The 19,864-nt window shown below is 48.1% G+C and carries 17 protein-coding genes; 8 read left to right on the top strand and 9 right to left on the bottom strand.

The window, feature by feature from the left end; translation table 11 throughout:
- Positions 1 to 768 precede the first annotated feature (768 nt).
- Both NST84_RS14205 and NST84_RS14200 read right to left on the bottom strand, forming a co-directional pair.
- Complete coding sequence (locus tag NST84_RS14205) at positions 769 to 3,069, bottom strand: amylo-alpha-1,6-glucosidase (RefSeq protein WP_342566189.1); 2,301 nt, start codon at positions 3,067 to 3,069, stop codon at positions 769 to 771.
- Between the two features lie 31 nt (positions 3,070 to 3,100).
- Entirely contained in the window at positions 3,101 to 4,957 is a 1,857-nt protein-coding gene (locus NST84_RS14200) for a glycoside hydrolase family 13 protein (protein WP_342566188.1), read from the bottom strand.
- A 518-nt stretch (positions 4,958 to 5,475) separates the two neighbouring features.
- On the opposite strand from NST84_RS14200, the gene NST84_RS14195 reads away from it, so the two are divergent.
- From NST84_RS14195 to NST84_RS14185, 3 genes are all read left to right on the top strand, one after another.
- Positions 5,476 to 5,964: a hypothetical protein gene (locus tag NST84_RS14195; protein WP_342566187.1), complete on the top strand. Its 489-nt coding sequence runs from the start codon at positions 5,476 to 5,478 to the stop codon at positions 5,962 to 5,964.
- Between the two features lie 859 nt (positions 5,965 to 6,823).
- On the top strand, positions 6,824 to 7,873 hold the full coding sequence (locus tag NST84_RS14190; RefSeq protein ID WP_342566186.1) for a metalloregulator ArsR/SmtB family transcription factor: 1,050 nt from the start codon (positions 6,824 to 6,826) through the stop codon (positions 7,871 to 7,873).
- Between the two features lie 148 nt (positions 7,874 to 8,021).
- Entirely contained in the window at positions 8,022 to 9,746 is a 1,725-nt protein-coding gene (locus NST84_RS14185; protein WP_342566185.1) for an ABC transporter ATP-binding protein, read from the top strand.
- 90 nt (positions 9,747 to 9,836) lie between these two features.
- Here the strand turns inward: NST84_RS14185 and NST84_RS14180 are convergent, their stop codons facing one another.
- From NST84_RS14180 to NST84_RS14170, 3 genes are read right to left on the bottom strand one after another with little or no spacing between them, the layout of a single operon-like run.
- Positions 9,837 to 10,400 carry a hypothetical protein gene (locus NST84_RS14180; RefSeq protein ID WP_342566184.1) on the bottom strand — a complete coding sequence of 188 codons (564 nt, stop codon included), beginning with the start codon at positions 10,398 to 10,400 and terminating at the stop codon, positions 9,837 to 9,839.
- A gap of 26 nt (positions 10,401 to 10,426) precedes the next feature.
- On the bottom strand, positions 10,427 to 11,233 hold the full coding sequence (locus tag NST84_RS14175) for a GNAT family N-acetyltransferase (RefSeq protein ID WP_342566183.1): 807 nt from the start codon (positions 11,231 to 11,233) through the stop codon (positions 10,427 to 10,429).
- 19 nt (positions 11,234 to 11,252) lie between these two features.
- A complete protein-coding gene (locus NST84_RS14170) occupies positions 11,253 to 11,738 on the bottom strand; it encodes a GNAT family N-acetyltransferase (protein WP_342566182.1) in 486 nt (161 codons plus the stop codon).
- A gap of 133 nt (positions 11,739 to 11,871) precedes the next feature.
- On the opposite strand from NST84_RS14170, the gene NST84_RS14165 reads away from it, so the two are divergent.
- The 4 genes from NST84_RS14165 (at position 11,872) to NST84_RS14150 (ending at position 15,056) form a co-directional block, all read left to right on the top strand.
- Positions 11,872 to 12,459: an AAA family ATPase gene (locus NST84_RS14165; protein ID WP_342566181.1), complete on the top strand. Its 588-nt coding sequence runs from the start codon at positions 11,872 to 11,874 to the stop codon at positions 12,457 to 12,459.
- Positions 12,460 to 12,562: 103 nt separating this feature from the next.
- Positions 12,563 to 13,708, top strand: coding sequence for a glycosyltransferase 61 family protein (locus NST84_RS14160; protein WP_342566180.1), 1,146 nt, complete (start codon positions 12,563 to 12,565; stop codon positions 13,706 to 13,708).
- A 193-nt stretch (positions 13,709 to 13,901) separates the two neighbouring features.
- Positions 13,902 to 14,540: a nitroreductase family protein gene (locus NST84_RS14155; RefSeq protein WP_342566179.1), complete on the top strand. Its 639-nt coding sequence runs from the start codon at positions 13,902 to 13,904 to the stop codon at positions 14,538 to 14,540.
- A gap of 90 nt (positions 14,541 to 14,630) precedes the next feature.
- Entirely contained in the window at positions 14,631 to 15,056 is a 426-nt protein-coding gene (locus tag NST84_RS14150) for a MarR family transcriptional regulator (RefSeq protein WP_342566178.1), read from the top strand.
- Between the two features lie 35 nt (positions 15,057 to 15,091).
- Here the strand turns inward: NST84_RS14150 and NST84_RS14145 are convergent, their stop codons facing one another.
- From NST84_RS14145 to NST84_RS14135, 3 genes are all read right to left on the bottom strand, one after another.
- Entirely contained in the window at positions 15,092 to 16,765 is a 1,674-nt protein-coding gene (locus tag NST84_RS14145) for a DUF6138 family protein (protein ID WP_342566177.1), read from the bottom strand.
- Positions 16,766 to 16,972: 207 nt separating this feature from the next.
- A complete protein-coding gene (locus tag NST84_RS14140) occupies positions 16,973 to 17,524 on the bottom strand; it encodes a GNAT family N-acetyltransferase (protein WP_342566176.1) in 552 nt (183 codons plus the stop codon).
- A 110-nt stretch (positions 17,525 to 17,634) separates the two neighbouring features.
- The gene (locus tag NST84_RS14135) at positions 17,635 to 18,558 is read right to left on the bottom strand and encodes an NAD(P)/FAD-dependent oxidoreductase (RefSeq protein WP_342566175.1); all 924 of its coding nucleotides are present in this window, start codon (positions 18,556 to 18,558) and stop codon (positions 17,635 to 17,637) included.
- A gap of 158 nt (positions 18,559 to 18,716) precedes the next feature.
- Here NST84_RS14135 and NST84_RS14130 point away from each other — a divergent pair, with 158 nt between their 5' ends.
- Entirely contained in the window at positions 18,717 to 18,941 is a 225-nt protein-coding gene (locus tag NST84_RS14130; protein WP_342566174.1) for a DUF6199 family natural product biosynthesis protein, read from the top strand.
- A gap of 59 nt (positions 18,942 to 19,000) precedes the next feature.
- Here NST84_RS14130 and NST84_RS14125 read toward each other — a convergent pair whose 3' ends face one another.
- Complete coding sequence (locus NST84_RS14125; protein WP_342566173.1) at positions 19,001 to 19,825, bottom strand: AraC family transcriptional regulator; 825 nt, start codon at positions 19,823 to 19,825, stop codon at positions 19,001 to 19,003.
- Positions 19,826 to 19,864 lie beyond the last annotated feature (39 nt).

The following is a 19,864-nucleotide window of genomic DNA, read 5'->3' as shown; positions in this document are numbered from 1 at the left end:
GTATAACACGTGTTATATAATGTGCATAGCCCCATTTCTGGTGGAGCTGCGGGAATGAAGGTGGCACTGAATGAGCCTCTGGTTTAAGTGCCTAAATAGGCCCTATTAATGGGATAAATCCCACTATTCCTGCTCTTTCAACCCATGGTAAGCCCCATTAGTGGGATAAATCCCACTATTCCAGCTTTTTCAACCCATGGTGAGCACCATTAGTGGGAAAAATCCCGCTATTCCAGCTCTTTCACCCCATGGTAAGCACCATTAGTGGGAAAAATCCCACTATTCCAGCTCTTTCACCCCATGGTAAGCCCCATTAGTGGGAAAAATCCCACTATTCCAGCCTTTTCACCTCATGGTGAGCCCCATTAATGGGATAAATCCCACTAGTCCAGCCTTTTCACCTCATGGTGAGCCCCATTAATGGGATAAATCCCACTAGTCCAGCTCTTTCAACCCATGGTAAACCCCATTAGTGGGATAAATCCCACTATTCCAGCTTTTTCAACCCATGGTGAGCCCCATTAATGGGATAAATCCCACTAGTCCAGCTCTTTCAACCCATGGTAAGCCCCATTAGTGGGATAAATCCCACAAGTCCAGCTCTTTCACCCCAGGCTGAGCACCATTAGTGGGAAAAATCCCACAAGTCCAGCTCTTTCACCCCAACCTAAGCCTCTTTAATGGGGTAAATTCCACTATGTTACCAAGCTGGCGTGCCTGCCCCAAATACCGAACTCCTCCAGCACTTACTCTGCCCTCACCTTCTATTTACTCCTTTTTCTTGACATCCTCCGCATTAGTCCGCGGCTTCATTACCGGATGCTCCGATAAGGCCAGGGGCTCAGCAAACTGTACGCCGCTGATGATCCGGTCACTTTGCCGCTGCTCATCAGCTCTGCCAGCAGATACGTCTGCTGACCATTCCCCGATCAGCTGCCCTTTCCCGCCCAGCAGCTCAGCCGCCAGCTTCTCCCCGCCAATCAGCTGCCCGTTTCCGTCCTGCTTCTCCCCGCCAATCCTGATCCGCAGCTCATTGCCGTCAGCCACCGGTATTTCCAGCAGCTCAAACGGTGAGACATCAACGATCGCAGCAAGCTCTACTCCCGCAAAACGATAAACAAACACTTGCTCACCACCAGAAGCCGCCGAGTAAATCATCTCAATGTTGCCTCGCCCTGCCTTCACCCGCACCTGCACATCTGACAGCTCCTGCGGCATTCGCGGAGCAAGCGTAACCTTCCCCAGGATCAGATCCGGGCGGATGCCGAGGAAATACTGGTACCACACCCGCAGCTGCTCCGCATTCGACCAGGCCTGCAGGTATGCCCCTGTCAGCTTCGCTCTGCTTGCTCCCGCCTCTGGATAAGCATCCAGGTTTTCACTGAGCCCGCCAACTACACCAAGCTCCAGCGCCTGCCGGTTCATATTGCTGAACAGCTCATAGGCCGTCTCCTGTTGCCCGGCTTCGATCATCCGCTGTATGGCAATGCCGTTCAGCCAGGTCCATACGGTACCGTTATGATAGGCTTCATCCTTATGATATTGCTCCGTAAGATGGAACGGATGAAAGAACGGGTGCCGCCGGTCCAGCGAGGCCGTGCCCCAGGGATAAACCAGCTCCTCCCATGCCGTGCGGACAGCTGTGTCCTTGAATTTCCGGCCCTCGAACAGGTCAAAGGCAAACAGCTGATTCGGGCGCAGCGAGAATTCGGGCACGCCATCCTTATCCAGACGGTCAGCCAGATACGGATAAGCCGGATCATGGAAATCGGCAGCAAAGTTCTTTTGCAACTGGTCGGCCACAAGGCCCCACTTCTCCGCTTTATCCTGGTCCTGCATATATTCGGCAAAATAAACACCAGCCCGCAGCTGACCGTACCATAGCGCCTGAATATCATTGGCCCGGGTATCACGCGGGGAGTAGGATTTCAGCTCCGCATCGCGCGCGTCCATCCAAGTCTCATTGTCGTCATGGGTGAGGTAACCCTTATCGTCTACCCAATGCCGGAGCGAGCCCTCGATACTGCTGCATACGGCCGGGTACAGCTGTTCAATAAGCCCGGTGTCTCCGGAATATTTTACATAGTCCTGCAGCTGGATGATAAACCGCGGTGTGCCGTCTGTTGTATGATAGTCGATATTTTCCGGAGCCAGGATATTCGGGACCCGTCCATAATATTTAGATTCTGCATCCTTGTTCTGATATTCCGCAAAAGACAGCAGGATCTGCCTTGCCGTTGCGAACTGGCCGCTGACCAGCACTGCACCGGGCATGGCTATAAACTGATCGCGTCCCCAATACTCATTGAACCACGGAAGTCCGGCATAAATCCCCTCACCCTGCTGCCTCGTTACCAGCTGATCCATCGTTAGACTGATCCAGTTCAGCGCAAGGGTCAGCTCCTCATTGCTGCTGCGCAGGTAGGCATTATTCTGCAAAAATCCTTCCATACGCCGGACACGCTCTCCTTTTAATGCGTCAGCCCGCCGTTCTGTATCCTCAAGCAGCTTACCTGCTTCTTCAGCCGTCCGGGCACAAGCTATGAAAAAGCCTCCGGCCGCAGCCGTTGTCAGAAAGACTCCTTCCTTTTCACTAACCGGCTGATCTTTTCCGGGACGCAGGGCAACGATCCATTCCCCCTCCATCGCCTTGAACAATACCGTGCTGCCGTTAAGCTCCAACTGATCCAGCGCCTCCCCCTTCAAGGAGATGCCAATCTCCGCACTGGCTCCTGTAACGTTGACCTCCAGCACATTGCGGTAATCGAACAGCCACAGTTCCTCCTTCAATCTGCCATGGGTACGGACCAGCGAATAGGGACTAACCGTAACTTCAGCCAGCTCATTATCCAGCTCCTGCCCATCTGCATATAACGTGTATCCGCCAAAAATCCGGTTTTTGGCCACATTCATCCCCTCAAAATAAGCATGCTCGGGATGGTCATTTAAATGCGATTGCGTATAATAATAGGCGGCTTCTTTATTGGTAAAAGAGACGGCCCGGTTGTCCTCACGGCTGACCTTTATCTTCATTTGCTCCAAAAGCTCTGGTACATTATCGACTGTCATAGCATCTGCCTCCAACTGATATTCAACTTGTCTACTCCCCGTCTGCCAGCAGCAGGAAGGAATAAGGCTCCATGCGGACTTCCGAAGCGGTTGCCAGCTCCAGTCCGTTATACAAATCTCTTAAGCTCCGGTTTTGCAGCTGATCAGGCAGCTTAACAACAGCAGCATCGGCCGAGTTGTGAAGCAGCACGTACAAGGCAGCGCCGCCGGCGGATTTTTTATAAATCACTGTTTCTTCACTTTCCCCGGCAGACAGCCATTCCAGATCAATTTCCCTGAAAAGCGGGTTCTGCCGCCGGAGTCCGATCAGCCTGCGTACGGTATCGTACAAATCCAGGTTTTGCTGCTCCGGGTTCCAGGGCATACACTGCCGGTTATGATGCTCGTCGCCGCTGAGCCCCACTTCCCCGCCGTAATAAATACTTGGAGATCCGCCATACGTCAGCAGAAAAACATAAGTAAGCTTAACCAGCTCCGTGTTGTCTCCGCAAAAATGCAGAATCCGCGCCGTATCATGACTGTCCAGCGGATTGAACATATTGCGTGCTACATGCTTGGGGTAGCTGAATAGCAGCTGGTTAATTGCATACTTGAAATCCTGAGCTGTGTACTGTTCTTCCGCCGGAAGTGTAGTGCCGAAGAAACGGGTAACCGGCCAGGTGAATTCATAGTTCATCACCGCATCGAACTGATCGCCCTGCAGCCACGGATTGGAATAGAGCCAGTTTTCACCGAGGATATAAATCTCCCGGTTAATGCCCTTGATTCTTTTGCGGAATTCCCGCCAGAAATCATGAGACACCTCATTGGCCACGTCCAGTCTCCAGCCGTCAATGTTATAACGCTCCGTCCAGTAAACGGCCGCACTGATCAGATATTCGCGCGCAGCCGGATTGCTGGTATTCCATTTGGGCATCATCTCTGTATAAGCAAACGTCCTGTAATTCAGGTGCTCTCCGAAATAATAGCCTTCCTTTGCGGCTAACTCCGTGTCAGGAACAATCTCCTTATCTCCATCCAGTATATAAAAATAGTCATAATATGGCGAACGCCGGCCATTCTTCAGCACGTCCTGCCAGAACGGATGCTCATAGCCGCAGTGATTGAACACCGCATCCAGCATCACGCGAATGCCCCGTTTATGCGCTTCATCCACCATTTTACCGAAAGCCTCATTGTCGCCGAAGCTCGGATCAATCCTAAAATAATCCCTTGTATCATATTTATGGGAGCTTGGTGAATCAAACAGGGGGGTAAAGTAGATTCCGGTGCAGCCCAGATCGCGGATATAATCAAGCTTTTCGCTGATTCCCTGCAGGTTACCGCCAAACTTTTTACCGTTGCCGTCAAGCTGGTCACTGCCCCATTCCAGAATATCTTCAGAAGGAGCTGCAGTGACGCTGCGGTTGAACCGGTCAGGGAAAATCTGGTACCATACTGTATCCGGAACCCATTCCGGCGCTGCATACAGGTCTTCTTCCAAAATGTACGGATAATTATAGTAGTTCGTATAGTCCTTAGGCGGAGTCCAGTCCCGCTCAAGCGCCGTAAAGCGCTGGCAGCCTGCGAAGCAGCACTCATTGCCGTCATCCAGCACAAAAGCGTATTTAATTCTTCTCCAGTTAAACCCGGTAAGCTCGGCAAACCAGCAGTCATGGTATCGGGTCACATATTCCTTTTTCATCTCCACCCGCTGCATCTGATCTACAGCAAATTCATAGACATGCGAATCTTTGGACACCGGCTTCCAGTTGAACGGGTCCATCGCCAGTACAGTGACCGACTTCAAGTCGTCTTTTTTAGTTTTGATGCGGATATGCAGTGTTTCAGTATCGTAGGCATACGAGAAAGAGCCTTTTGGCTCATGATAAAAAGAAGCTAAATCCATGCTATACACTCCTTATAATTAAATATTTATGATTAACTTATACGTTTAAGTGATGTAAGTATATCGCTCTCTCAAAGAGTCTGTCAATCAGCTTTCTGTTCTAGGAAAATAAAGTATTTTCTTAGTCCGGTGCCGGTGATGTGTTTGGAAAAAGAGAGCTTTTGTGACAAAAATTCAGCTTCATCAGTTTTTAGGAATATAACCATCATTATTGTTCGCCATACTTCGGCTACTCTTTGTAAGTGGATTGATCTGTGTCTATGAAGACTACACATTAAAAGGATTATTAGAACATAGTATTATATAGAGGAGAATTGGAGATTATTGCGTAAGGAAAATAATATTATAGTAAACTGATGTTCACCTGCACTATAAAGAGCATTATAATAAAATAAGGTAAATAATACATTTTATAGTTTCATATTTTCCTTTACGGACTTTTCCATTCGTTCAACATTTAAGTGAATTTATTGTTTAAAAGCAGGAAATAATTATTGGTATAGAAAGGACGGGATAATATGTTAAAAAAAATATATTTAATAACCTTTGCGGTGACTATTATTTCAGGAGTGGCATTAATATCAAATTCAAAAGCAGACACTTATCCAGAAATGGAAACCGCTAATAAAACAGTTGAAAATCCTGTTAACACTAATTTTTCAACAAATAACGTAGAATCCGTAGAATCGGTAAAAAACGTAGAAACCGTAGAATCCGTAGAATCCGTAGAATCAAAAATCGCAAAAGGGTATTCTACTCAATTCTATACACCTCATGGCATGTTCGTGCGAGCAGATGAACAAAGTATCTTTAAGGAATCGGAGATAGCAAGAAAAATAGATGAAATCGGGCCTAATACGAATCAACTAATTTTTGAAGGCGCGTTTTTTTTAAAAGTAGATGAAGCAGAATTTCATGAAAATTATCCCAATTCGTTGCTCTTAGGTAAAACCTTAAATGATGAACCCCCTACTGATACTGATGTTCCATCAAGTTCATCAAATTAGTAATTTCACTTCATAAAGAAGGAGCCATTGTCGAAAACAATGGCTCCTTCTTGGCCTTCTTGTTTTACTTAATCATTGATTGATCCATATCCACTAGCATTTGTAATCCAATATTCTTTGTTTCTTATTTGTATTTTGATAATACTGTGGCTTCTTTCATATCAGGATAAAGCTCAGGCAATCTACCCTTTACGGATTCCCATTTAACTAAATTCAAGAATTCTTTTAAGGTTTTCATTATTATCCCCCCTTACCTACGACAAGATAACTCCGAAACTACGTCCTTTATAATTCGTCAAACAATTAAAAGTAAAACAGCTGTAACTCCGTAGCGTAATGAATCAGGCTGCTGTCTAGCATCAAAGCCATTTTCCTACTGTGGTAGCAGAGGAACATCCTGTAAAATGCATAATGAATGCACCGGGCTGAAATAACTGTACTTTCTGCAACTAAACCTGACTTATTAGCTCCGCTGCAGGTTTTAACTGCATTCTATACATTTATTATTCACCCAAAACGCCTGGAAACGGCTTTTTTGAGGGAAATAGATGTACAGAATACAGTTATCTCCTTATAATGACGAATTTCCCCTGTTTTAATTGTACAATGTACACTTAAAACTAATCTGACTCCGAGCCGACTGACTGAGGTTGCGCTGGGCAGGGGAGATCAATCCGCTGCCCGCCGCTGTACTTAAGGCGGGAATAGGCGTCGTTTTGTTAGTCTCTTAATGACGTTCTATCTACATGACGCTTTCTCCTTAGTAGTGTCCATGCCAGCACCGCCGGCTTGCCAATCCAATTACACCACAATATAATTAATTAGATGAGCACCAAACTACTGTACTGACGGAGGCGCTATGAACCTGCACATTCATGAACAGCTGGACCCGGTCTTTGAAACGATGGGATTATTGTATGTAAGCTATCAGCCGGCTTACCGGAAAATTATGATTGAAGACCTTGAACAGTTCGGTCTGGATGGCGAAGCCTTTTACAACAAGCACCTGAAAATAATGGATAAATACATCAGCAGCTTCACCAAACACCGGAAAACGGATGATAACTCTGTATTCTTTTTTAATGAGGATACTACCGACTTTTTCTTGCTTCTGCAAGTATTGCTTAGTGAAAATCCGGAGTGGCTTACTTCATTGAAGGCGACAGCTGAGACGGCCGTTCAGGATAAAATATTGAAGACGATTAACGAAATGCCAGCAATGCAGAGTCACTCTCCCCGGGAATCAGCCCTGTCGTCCATTCAGTCACTTCCGGAAGTGATCAGCTTTCTTAACGGAAGTCCGCTGGGTGAATCAACCAAATGGAAGCTGATGACACTGCTGCACCAGCCGCGTGAACACCTCCATACTCTTATAGAAATTGTAAAAATGAATCTGCCGGCTTTTGAAAAAGCCCTCCGGGAGGTTGAGAAGCAGGTCAGCAAGCTGATCCCTGCATACGTTCAATCCATTAAACGGCAACAGGATGAGCAATTTATTACGTTTCTGGAAATGTCAGATGATGAGAACCCGGCGGTTTATCCCGCCCTGATCCTGCCGCTTGGTCAGATGGTGTTATCCGGCAATCATTATTACGGGTTATACTTGGATATGCTCCCGATTGCCAGCAAGCAGCATTCTGATTCGAGAGAGCTTTTACTGCTGCGGATGAAGGCACTGGCCGACAGCAGTAAACTGCAGATTCTAGCCTCCCTTAAAATAAGTCCCAAATACAATCTGGAGATTGCCGACCAGCTCGGACTGACAGCAGCGACGATGTCTCATCATATGAACGTCCTGCTTGCCTGCGGAATGGTCCGGGTCGAAAAAAACAACGGCAGAGTATATTATCATCTCCATACTGAGAACCTGCATGAGCTGATCGCTGATCTGCAGCAGTTTCTTTTATAGTTAATTAACGGATTCCCGCAACCACGATGCGGGAGTTTTTTTATGAATCATATTCGATAATTATCTTATTTATTTGACGAATGTATTATATTGTGTTATCTTCATCTTACAAATTATACCGAAATCTAATCATGGAGCTGATGTAGAGATGAAACATGCTTTGACCCATAACAAGCTTCTGCTGGCTGTAACCCTGGTGTTCAGTATGATTGCCGCAGCTGCCGGTGTGCTGATTGCTCTTGTTCTGCAAAAGGTAATTGATGCCGCCCTCCAGGGAGATATGCAGCTTTTCCAGCGTATTCTGCTGGTGTCCATTGTTTATGTGCTGTTGCTTTGCCTGACCGGATTCATCCATTCTTTATGCAGTAAGGCTCTTGTCCGCAATGTTACTGTATCGATCAGGAAACGGATATTCAGCGGTGTGCTCTACAAAAAAACAGCTGACTTCAAAGCGGCCAATACCGCAGATTATCTGTCAGCACTGACCAATGACATCAAGCTGGTTATCGAAAATGTGCTTCAGCCTCTCCTGCATACCTTTCAAAACGCCGTTATTTTTACAGCCTCTCTGATTGTTCTCCTCTCATTAAGCCCGCTGATAACTCTTATTCTCGCGATCGGCATGATTCTGATGTTCACGATCCCTTGGCTGTTCGGAAAGCTGCTGCAGAGCAGGCTCAATGCCGTATCTTCTGAGATGTCCCGGTTCACTGCACATATTAAAGATCTTCTGGCCGGATATGAAGTGATCCGTTCCTTTGGCCTTAAAAAACAGAGTGAACGGGGATTTCAGCAGGCCAATCAGAATGCCGCCAAGGTCGGCTTTGCTGCGGACCGGCTGTTTGCTGCGAATGAAAGCATATCGGAGGCACTGGCTATATTCAGCCAGCTTACCGTCATGTTCGTTGCAGCCTACCTGATCATCACCGGTCATATTTCTGCCGGCAGCCTGGTTGCACTGGTCCAGCTAAGCGGCGGACTGGTCGGCCCTGTGCTCGTCATCATGCAGAATATTCCCAAGATCAGAAGCATGAAGCCGATCCTTGAACGTATTGAAGAGCTGGCCAGGGAAGCTGTGCAGCCTTCAGAAGCTGCCCCGTATAAGCTTGCGTTTGAACATTCTTTAGAGGCGCGTCAGCTCAGCTTCAGCTATCACCAGGGTCAACCCGTCCTCAAGAATATTAATTTCAAGCTGCACAAAGGAAAAAAAATCGCCCTTATCGGACCTAGCGGCTGCGGGAAATCAACGCTCGTTAAGCTGCTCAGCGGGTATTACGAAGACTATGACGGTTCTGTCTTATTGGACGGTATTGAACTATCAGCGCTGGACAGCGAATCCATGCTTCTTTTAACATCTATGATTCATCAGAATGTATTTCTATTCGACTCAGACATTAAGCACAACATCTGTCTGGATGAACCATTTCCAGAAAAGGTACTGGAAGCGGCACTCCGCAGCAGCAGTCTGTATTCTTATGTCCGGCAGCTGCCGGAAGGTCTGTCTACTGTTGTCGGAGAAAACGGTTCACAGCTCTCAGGCGGCCAGCGCCAGCGGATTGCTGTAGCCCGGGCACTGATCCGCAGCAAACCGGTCCTGATCCTGGATGAAGGAACATCTGCTGTCGACAGGCAGACTGCATATGAGATTGAGAGCAGCCTAATGGCCCTGCCGGAGCTTACGTTAATCACCATCACGCATAATCTGAATGACGAGCTGCTAGAGCAATATGACGAGATTTGGTTTATGGAGGACGGCAGGATTACGGAGAGTGGCAGCTTAAAGGAAATGCAGGCACAAGGAGGTAGCTTCAGCCGCTTTTATCAAAGAAAAGCACCCGGTCTTCAAACCGCTGACAGTTCACTAGCCTATTAATCTCTGTATGCAAAAACTCCTCCATGCCAGACCGCCCGATAGATACAGGCAGCCTGCAGGAGGAGTTTCCTTTGGCTTTGCGGCAGCGGTCTAACGCTCCGACAGCAGCAATTCATCAATCCGTTCCTTCGCACCCTTCCAGGATGTCATAAGCGGAAACGCATATTCTTCCCGTGCTCTGAGATTCCAGGGATGCGGGATGCACAGCACCTTTTTACCTTCCTGTACGGCTGGCAGCAGATTATGCGGCCCGTCATCGATCAGCAGATCAAAGTTAATCAGATGCTTCCGTTTGGCGGTGAAGAAGTTCTCAGCGGGAATATATGACATATGCTTTTGCAGCCAGTTCCATTTTTCGGTAACCGACTTTGGTGAAGCCGCAGTAACAATGATGACATCATAAGCATTGTGCAGCTTTTCCATTTCCTCTACCACATGCTCGTCAAACAGCTCAAGCTCCTCATACAAGCCCGGCCGGCCGAAAAAGAGCTCCTGCGTGCTGTCCGGGTGACGCAAATGGTCCGTGTTCCAGTCCATCATATCCTCATAACGGAGGAGATGGGTCGGAAAATCATTGTTGTTATGGTATATAGCCCGTTTGACCAGATGACAGATGGTATCATCCATATCGACGGCGATGATTGGTTTTCTCATATGTAGCTCCTATTCATGCTTGTATATTAGATTAGACTCCAGATCGAGCGTGTCCAGGCGATCCGGAAGCCTGTCCGCTCCATATTGTTCTGGCTTAACGATCCGAAGGCGGCTTGTGCAGCAACTAACCTACAGCCTGCTTCATGCGCGGTGTACAACCTCTGCCGCAGCAGTGCAGTCTGTATGCCCCGGTTGCGGAAATCAGGCGCAGTCGCAGCCAGTGCGCATGACGCAACACTGCCATTGATATGCATCGCCGCCACTCCGGCAGGTACATTATCAAGCAGTGCCAGGAACAGCTTCCATCCAGTCCTGTTCAGCAATCCGATGTTGTTGTTAATAAAATGAGGCTTGGCAGTAAGCGGCATACCCGAGCCGAGACAATGTATTTCAGCATAAGCGTCAAAGTGTGACTGTTCCCGGATTTCAATGATTTCAATATTGGACGGCGGGGTTGGCGGCTCTTTTAGAGGCAAGCCGTATAACACAGAATGAAATCCTGTCTGGCCCAGACCGTTAGCTCTTAACGCTGTAAGCAGTCTGGCACTGCAATGATACGGATCAACATCAACCTGGAATTCCCGTTCACGGTAGAACCGGATCCATTCCCCTATCTGATCCTCTTCATCATCTGTTAACCCTTTTACCGAATTAAATATACTCCAGGGCATAGTCCTTATGTAAAAAGCAGTCGCTTTACCAAACCTTCTGATTTCAACACCCTCCGGATTTTCATCCCGTTCAGCAATGGACTCTATTCTGGAAGCAAGGAAATCGATTTCGGATTGCCGGATTTGGGCCATAACCTTGTCATTGACAACCGGAAATTGCACGCTGAACGCCTCCCTCCTGCTAGTTAAGCTTTTCAAGCTCTTTTATATACCAGGCATCACAGGCAAAATGCTCAGACCCGTTCAGCGGTTCAGTAAGCAGTGTAAAGCCCTGTTTTTGATAAAACCGGTTCGCGGCACCCATCGTCTGCAAAGTTTCCAGATAACATTGCTTATAATGCTGCCCTGCAAAATCCAGCGCAGTCTTCAGGAGCTCAGCCGCAATACCCGTTCCTCTGGTTGCGCTGGCAAGATACATCTTTTGCAGCTCACAGATTTCATCCGACTCAGCAAAAGAGGCAATTCCGCAGCCGCCCAGCACCCGGCCGTCCTCCTCTACAATCCAGTATGCCCGGTTCCCGGCTGCATTGTAATAGCTGTAAAGATCATGCATGCTGTCATCAGCCCAGGCCAGGCCGTCACGGTTGCCGCCAAATTCGATCAGACATTCTCTGATGATGGTCTCGATGGAACGGTTGTCCGGTTTCTCTATCTGTCTAATCTTCATTTGCCCACTGCCTCCATGTTAGTCTTGTACTATTTACTTTTGTTATTATACAAGATATCAGAGCAATGAACTATACTGGTAAAAGTGTAGGAACCGGTTACTTATTACTTATGAACATGAAGGAGATTTGATGATGAACAAGCTCGTTTTTTTCCTGGGTCCTGGCGGCGCCGGCAAAACAACACTGGCCAAAGCTGTAGCTGCCCGCCGCAAGGCGGCCGTGCTGGATATGGATACTCTCTTACGCCCTGCCGCGACGGCAATATTGACTATGCACGGACTGGACCCGGACGACCGGGATTCCGCCGAATATAAACAGCTCTGCCGCGACCTGGGATACCGGATTACAATGGATGCCGCACTTGATAACATCGGGCTTTCCGCCGATCTCTATGTCGTTGGACCTTTTACCAAAGAAGCTGCAGACCCGGATTGGATCGAAGCTGAGCTGAACCGGATCGGCAAGACATTGCAGGAAGTTGAAGTGAAGGTCGTATTGGTCACTTTGAAGGACGAAGCGCTGTTTCGCAAACGGATTACCGGCCGGAACTCCCCGCTGGACGGCTGGAAATTCCGGAACTGGGAGCAGTTCCGCTCCGCCTTCAGCCCCCGAACGGTCGCCTGGCCGCTGCCGGAAGTAAATGTAACGGTCATTGACAATTCGAGTCCTGAGCTTGATGTGACTGCGGGCAAAGTGGAACAGTTTATCTACGGGGAATAAGCCTGGGTTAACGGAGTGCCGCCTATTTATTCCGTCTTCGTACCCGTTAAGCCCGGACCGCATAAAATAGCTTATAGATATCAAGGAGATGGCGGGATGCATAATGGAAGAAATGAGCGGAAAGGCTAACCCTGCAGGCACGAATCTATGTGCATCCGGGTTTTACCAAGACGTATGGGAATGGGAAGCTTCGGCTTCCTCTGGAGTCGAGATCAGGCTTAGTCCTTTTGATTTTGGCGAAACCACTGAATATGAGGCCCCCAAAACGGTTGAAACGGAAGTTCACCCGTATTTGAAATCTTATACTCTACATCCCGAAGGCGGATATATTGCATACATTCCAAATGGGCGTGTCTGGGGTCCCTCTGGTTCAGTCCTGACATCGGAAGATAAACTGATCTACGACCTTTCTCCGGAATACGATGGACAACTTAACAGAATGCTGACAGCGGAGGAACACCCGGCTTTGCACCGCCAGAAGGCCCGGGAGCATTATGACCTTCAGGGGACGGCTGCCGTGTTGACCTTTTGCGGGAGCCATAATTATTTTCATTGGTTATATGATGTGCTGCCGCGTCTGGGTATGCTTAGAATACTAAATATCCCTTTTCAAACCCTTATCATGAACCCGAATCCTTATGGAACTTTCGTACAGGATACGTTAACTATGTTTGGCATAGCGGAATCGTCTGTGATCCGCACGGGCGAAGAGCGGCAAATTCAGGCCGAACTGCTGGTAGCACCTTCACTGATGATGAATTCCCATTACCCGCCTTGGTCCACTTCTGTCCTGCGTAAGTTTATGCTGCCGGGACGCGACACCACGCTCCGTGCTCCGGGCCGTATTTTTATCTCCCGGAGTAAAGCCTCTTCCCGCCGGATCACCAATGAGAATGAAGTAATCCGTTGTTTGGAGCCATATGGCTTCGTTCCTGTCTGTCTGGAGGATTGGACCGTAGCCCAGCAAATTCAGCTCTTTGCTTCCGCAGAAGTGATTGTTTCGCCGCATGGTGCAGGCTTGTCCAATCTTGCTTTTTGCATGAAGGGAACTGTAGTTGTCGAAATTTTTCATAGACGGCATGTAGTGCCTACTTATTGGATGATCAGCAACCACAACAAACTCGATTACTATATGATGTACGGGCAGGCTGACGAAACGCTACAGGACCGTTTTTCGGGATTTGCGGACTTCTTGGTGGATTTGGACCGGCTGGAGCAAACTCTTTGTTTAGCCGGATTGAACAAGTAAAATGCATGAATAGCTGTTCAGATAAAAGCTGCAGATGTAATATCGTTCCTGAACAGGTAACTTTCTTTTGTGATTCATTTTAATTATACTATTGCATTTGCAATGGATTTGAAATATATTGAATACATAAATAGTTGACCCCTCAATTATTGACGGATCAAATAAAAATATAACTTTCAAGGAGAGAACCAGCATGAAAGAATTCCAGCAAACCAATGATTTTAATGAGATCGTATATGGACGCCGGTCCATCAAAACCTATGATCCCTCTGTGAAAATCAGCAGAGAAGAAATGACGGAAATTCTGAAGGAAGCCAGCACGGCTCCTTCATCTATCAATATGCAGCCATGGCGCTTCCTGGTGATTGACAGTGAAGAAGGCAAGCAAAAGCTCGCTCCCCTCTCGCGTTTCAATAAGGACAAAGTTCTTCAGGCCTCTGCTGTCATTGCAGTCTTTGGCGACATGAACAATTTCGATTACTCAGAAGAAATTTATAGCAAAGCGGTTGAACTCGGCTATATGCCGCAAGAAGTAAAAGAATATCAGCTGAATGCATTCAAGCCGCTGTATTCGCAGATTAGCGATAAAGATATGCGTGATATTATTCTGCTCGATGCCGGCCTGGTATCCATGCAGCTGATGCTGGTTGCGCGTGCGCACGGGTATGACACGAATCCGATCGGCGGCTATGAGAAGGATCAGATCGCTGAAGCCTTCGGTATGGACAAAGAGCGCTATCTGCCGGTTATGCTGCTGACGATCGGTAAAGCTGCCAGTGAGGGCTTCAATTCTTACCGTCTGCCAGTTGACCAAACAACGTTTTGGGCTTAAGGTAAACATTATCTGCTTACTTGAATAGCTATTGCAGAAGACGGAGAACAGCTCCGTCTTCTTTTAACATTACACCAAGGAGGGAACACCATGAATTGTTCAATGGAACAAGAAGCTGTACTGTACCTGCTCAAAAAAATGAGTAATGAGCTCAGCCCGAAGTTTGAGCGCTGCACCGGCATCGGCTCTTCGCGGTATGATCTGCTGTATCAGCTATATCTAGCGGATGAGGTAACCCAGAGTGATCTGCAAAAGGCCATTCACATCGACAGCGCTGCAATTACCCGGCACCTGAAGCAGCTCGAGGCGGAAGGCATGGTGACCAGAAGACGCAACCCGGCAGATCAGCGGGTGACTTTTGTGCGGCTGACTGAGGAATGCCGGAGCCTTATTGTAAACTTTAACAAGGAACGGACCCAATTTATCCGCCAGCTGCTTGACGGCTTCAGTGAGCAGGAGATCCATCTGATGACAGACATGCTCACCAGAATGCATCATAATCTGAAGGATCTTTAATTTCCTATCACAGTATGCTTTATGCATATGACGGGTTAGCCACGTCCGGCAGCTTGCATCAGCTCTTCTAGATTCTGCTTCATCTCTCCTTCAGCCTTGCCAGCAAGCTTCTTAAGCTTGTCCTTACCGCCCCAAATGAGGTAGACAAGATGTTCTACCTGGTAGTACTCGAGGCTGCGGATCTGATTGAGCAGCAGGCTGAGCAGCTCTTCATCCTCCAGCTCCTTCGTTATCTTTAGCTTTAATGATTCCGTACAGTACAGCATACACGTCACCAGCATAGGAAGAGTCTCCGTTTTAATGCCGTAATGTCCATATAATGCTGCTGTAAACCCGTTCTGGACCGACTGATGTTCAACGTCTACCTTCTCCATGTATTCTCTGGCTAGCGGGAAATATGCCCGGTCTGTGAGAGCAAGGCCAAAGACCGCATAGCTGCCCGGCATGCAGCATTTCTCCCCTTCCGTATCTGTATACCATTCAAAGGTTTCCATAGCCGCCCTGGCGTACTCTTCCAGCAGCGGGTGGACTTCCGGATATTCAAGCGCATTCGCAAAAAACCGGTGTGTACCCGATTTGACTAGTCCCTTGAGCGGCAGACAGCGCTTAACTGCGGATTTCAGCTTAATCTGATAACTTTTGGGAAAACCCTGTTCAAGCAGCTTGATCAGAAACCGGAGCGCCTGACCGTAGCTCTCCCCTGACTCCTGCTTCATATGGATACTTACCTCAGCAAACACATCATTTGCTATACATTCCACCCGTTCATCTCTCAATCTGATAACATCCTCAGGCAGGGCTCCGCTGCCCTCGCGGATCAGCTGTTCAGCCCGGGTGCTGCCGAGAGCGGTCACGCAATTCAAGAAGGTGAGCCCCGTACTTCTGCTGTAGGAAGGCTCATATCTGAGGATACTTACTGCACTATAGATCACCAGCTCCACGGCTTCCTGTCCGCTCCCGCTCACCTCCAGCATGGCACCGCTCTTCTTCTTATATTCCTTCTCCCATTCGCTGCCGGTGAGCTCAAAGTATCGGGGCAGCCACTGCTCCTCAACCCAGTTCCTCAGGGCCACTGTCAGTGTATTGCGGTGCTCTGTAAGATGCTTGCTTCCCTTATTCAGCTCTTGTATCCGCTCATACAGACCAATGATTCTGCCGGAATGCAGGACGGGATACAATTCTTCATCCAGCAGATGCCGGGCTAAGAAAAACGTTTCTAACGGTTTGGTCGGATATTGGCCGGCTTCAAGCTTGCTGGAGATATAAGAGCCGATCCGGTCCAGCAGCAGCTGCTTCTTCGCCTCGTCCACATATTTGAGAATAGGCACTTTGACAGTGCCGCCGTTTACGACTTGGAAGTTCCCTTCAAAATTAAACCGGTAATCCAGCACTGCCGGAGGGAGTTCGTTTAATTTATGCTGCATATAGTGAGCAAGCTCTGGAACGATCTGTTCCCGCACCTGCTCCTCTGTAAGCCCGCCACTGGTACTCAGCCTGCTTTTGCCCTGCACAGATAAATCCAGCGGGTAATCCGTCACATCCACTCTGCCACCCTCATATTTTAGGAGCGCATACCCGTGAATGCCCATCTGCAGCGTAGTGCGTTTTATAATTTTCTCAGCATCCTTATCGTTGATATATGCGATCCACTTGTCTATTTCCTGCTTCATTTCTTCAAGTACGGGTTCCAGCGAATCATCCATATCCATTTCAAGCTCCTTTACACAGTGATGTCGGCAGTGAAGCTGCCAGGTCTACTCTATTAATAATTATATAAAATAGTACAGTATCCTCATATACGGTTCAAATTTGCTCCAGAAAAGGAATGGCAAGCTCTGTTATCCGCTGATAACCTACTGGTTAGGTGGTTTATCTACGGTGAATAAGTCAAAGAGCAGCCGGGGGCTGCTCTTTAATCATATCGTTCCTTTTACGATTCCGTAGTAATGCTTATCATCGTATACTCCAGTAGCGCTATAATAGTAACTTTCTTTATGTGTACCTTCATACTGCATATGAGCTTTCTGCATCACCTTTCCAGATACTGCATTCTGCCCGCGGTGATATGCCTGCAGCCGGTGCAGTGAAGTATGGGTAAAGGTATACTGTATTACTGCTGTTAAAGCCTCAGTGGCATACCCATTATTCTGATACGACCGGCCGATGCAGTATTCAATTTCAGCAAGGTGATGACCCACGTCAACCTGACAAAAGGAGATTTGTCCAATGCATTCCTCATGATCTTTAAGGATGATCGCCCACCGGTAAAAATCATTTCTATTATAGGACAGCACCCATTGCTGCAGTAAAGCTTCTACTAAAGCTATACTACTATAGACAGGTTCACCGTAATTGCTTTGGACATCAATGTCATTGATCCAGTTAGCATGCATACTCGGGGCATCTTCCACTTTAAATGGTCTTAGCTTTAATCTTACAGTATTTATGGTTTCAGTTGCCGCCCGCAATGATCTCCCTCCATCATCACATAATTATTCTGAAGATACATTCAGATTACCCGCAGATTATAAAAGCGGCCATATACTAAGCTGCACTATATTTGGACTTCCATACTGCACTATTCCACAGGCTCACTCGCATCCCAGGCCTCCCCGTTCAGCTCACCGTTAATCATAATAGCAGTCAGTGCGCCTGACGCAGCTGCGGCAATGGCCTGATACTTTTCTGAGGCGGCATCACCGGCAGAGAATACCCCGGGAATGTTTGTTTTGCCGTATTCATCTATGAGGATGCTGCCCGTCTCAGTCATTTCACAGCCTATAGCCTGCGGGAGATTCGAGCCTCTTGTCAGCTTGGGAGCGAAGAAAATCCCCTCGCACGGAAGCCGGGTTTCATCCTCCAAAACCACCTGCTGCACCATTCCCGCCTCTGATTCTATTGTTCTTATTGCTGCTTCATGCAAAAGCACCCCATGCCGCGCCAGCTCCCCGCGTTCTTCATCCGTCAATTCCGCCGGCCCGTTGGTACAAATGCTGTAATCCTTCGTCCAGCCGGAGATTACTTTAGCCAAATGTAGCGCATGGGCTCCAGTTACGATAAGGACAAGCTTCTTATCCCGCAACTCCCAGCCGTCACAATACGGGCAGACAAAGGCGCTTTTGCCATAGACCTCAGCGAGTCCGTCAACGGACAGCGGAAGATCTTTTTTTCCAACAGCAAAAAGCAGTTTCTTACTAGAATACATTGCCCCTGAGACCGTCGTAATTTCAAAATCATCCTCGTTTTTCGTAGCCACTGCAGCGGTATCACTGACACGGCTCACTGACGGATAAGCTGCCAGCTCTTGATGCGCCGCCTTGCGTAACTCCCTTGGACTTACTCCATCCCTAGTAAGGAAGCCGTGTGTCTCACGGGTAACAATATTCCTCGGCTGCAGATCGTCAATAACAATAACAGATTTCCGGGCCCGTCCCAGAACTAATGCCGCATTTAGACCCGCCGGACCCCCGCCGATAATAACCACATCTGCTTTTGTATTCATATTAAACACCCTTTCCAGAGTTATAATGTCCGCGATTATTAAAAAGCTATTGCAGACTCTTTATGTCTACGATAACCGGAACAGGTATTTAAAGCAAGTCTTTTTCTTGCACCGTAGTGTATAATTTATCCGTATAACCGTTGAAAGGAGCTGATGATATGGCACTTGGAATAATATTGCTTATCCTTGGTATTGGATCGATCGTATTTGGCTTATACATCCGCAAGCACCCTGACTATGCCTGGAAAATGAGTGAATCCTGGAAGGTACAAGGGGATTCCGAGCCCAGCAGCAGTTATATCAGTCTTATGACCTTCAGGGGGGCTGTAGGCATCTGGATCGGAGCATTTTTCATCATATTTGGCCTGCTTCAGTTTTTTTAACATGCCAAGGCACGCTCTGCTGTCCACCCGGGACTATGCGGAACGTGCCTTTTTCACTATTACCCTTTATCCAGCCCGTGCAGCTGCTTGAACTGCTCCGGCTGCATTCCCGTCAAACGCTTAAATACCGCGCAGAAGTAACTCGCATTTTCGAAGCCGGTCAGCTGGGCAATCTCATACAGCTTTTTTTCCCGCTGCTGGAACATCAGCTGCTTGCTGCGGTTAATGCGCTGCTTGTTGATATAGGTCACCGGCCGGTCATGAACCGTCCGCTGAAACAGCCTGCACAGGTATTGCGGGGAAACCGAAATCACCTCGGCCAGCTCCTTAAGGGGCAATGCCCGGTGCAGATGCAGCTCAATATGCTCAAGCACCGGCTTGATCCGCACCAGCTCATCCTCCTCGCTGGAAGGCGGGAGATTCCGCTTCAGATCGAGCAGCATCGCATACAGCAGCCTGGAGCGCTCCAGATTATTGTCCAGATCATTGGCATCCGGCAGCTTAAGCAGCTCATGAAACGGAACCAGCAGCTCTGCATCCCTTAATTTGCGCACTCCTGTCTCCCGGATACCTGCATAAGAAAGCATGCCTCCCGCCTCTCTCCCGTTAAAGGATATCCATGCCAGCTCCCATTCCCGGCTGATTGGCGTGTAGGAATGAGGAACATCCGGGAAAGTAAAGAATATCTCTCCGGGTCCGACCACATACCGCTTCTCCCCGACTGCCAGCTCCCCTTTGCCGCTCAGCACCTGATGCAGCTGGTAATCGGGAAATCCGGCAGAACGGGCCGTTTCTTCCTGATGCTCCCAGTACCCAATCGTTGTAGCGTACAGCGGCAGCTGGAGCGTATCATCCACCGCGCAGAACACCATCATGCTCTCCATAGTTATCCACCTGTTTCATATTTTATTATAAGACACTAA

Source organism: Paenibacillus sp. FSL R7-0345 (assembly GCF_038595055.1).
Lineage (GTDB): Bacteria > Bacillota > Bacilli > Paenibacillales > Paenibacillaceae > Paenibacillus_AQ.
The sequence above is the reverse complement of the archived record's forward strand: the minus strand, read 5'-3'. Positions and strand labels throughout refer to the sequence as shown.

Bases quoted from the DNA above. Each gene is read 5' to 3' on its own strand.
- NST84_RS14145 (WP_342566177.1), bottom strand. From the start codon at position 16,765: ATGGATATGGATGATTCGCTGGAACCCGTACTTGAAGAAATGAAGCAG.
- NST84_RS14125 (WP_342566173.1), bottom strand. From the start codon at position 19,825: ATGGAGAGCATGATGGTGTTCTGCGCGGTGGATGATACGCTCCAGCTG.
- NST84_RS14170 (WP_342566182.1), bottom strand. From the start codon at position 11,738: ATGAAGATTAGACAGATAGAGAAACCGGACAACCGTTCCATCGAGACC.
- NST84_RS14165 (WP_342566181.1), top strand. From the start codon at position 11,872: ATGAACAAGCTCGTTTTTTTCCTGGGTCCTGGCGGCGCCGGCAAAACA.
- NST84_RS14130 (WP_342566174.1), top strand. From the start codon at position 18,717: ATGGCACTTGGAATAATATTGCTTATCCTTGGTATTGGATCGATCGTA.
- NST84_RS14135 (WP_342566175.1), bottom strand. From the start codon at position 18,558: ATGAATACAAAAGCAGATGTGGTTATTATCGGCGGGGGTCCGGCGGGT.
- NST84_RS14195 (WP_342566187.1), top strand. From the start codon at position 5,476: ATGTTAAAAAAAATATATTTAATAACCTTTGCGGTGACTATTATTTCA.
- NST84_RS14150 (WP_342566178.1), top strand. From the start codon at position 14,631: ATGAATTGTTCAATGGAACAAGAAGCTGTACTGTACCTGCTCAAAAAA.
- NST84_RS14200 (WP_342566188.1), bottom strand. From the start codon at position 4,957: ATGGATTTAGCTTCTTTTTATCATGAGCCAAAAGGCTCTTTCTCGTAT.
- NST84_RS14180 (WP_342566184.1), bottom strand. From the start codon at position 10,400: ATGAGAAAACCAATCATCGCCGTCGATATGGATGATACCATCTGTCAT.
- NST84_RS14160 (WP_342566180.1), top strand. From the start codon at position 12,563: ATGGAAGAAATGAGCGGAAAGGCTAACCCTGCAGGCACGAATCTATGT.
- NST84_RS14185 (WP_342566185.1), top strand. From the start codon at position 8,022: ATGAAACATGCTTTGACCCATAACAAGCTTCTGCTGGCTGTAACCCTG.
- NST84_RS14155 (WP_342566179.1), top strand. From the start codon at position 13,902: ATGAAAGAATTCCAGCAAACCAATGATTTTAATGAGATCGTATATGGA.
- NST84_RS14205 (WP_342566189.1), bottom strand. From the start codon at position 3,069: ATGACAGTCGATAATGTACCAGAGCTTTTGGAGCAAATGAAGATAAAG.
- NST84_RS14190 (WP_342566186.1), top strand. From the start codon at position 6,824: ATGAACCTGCACATTCATGAACAGCTGGACCCGGTCTTTGAAACGATG.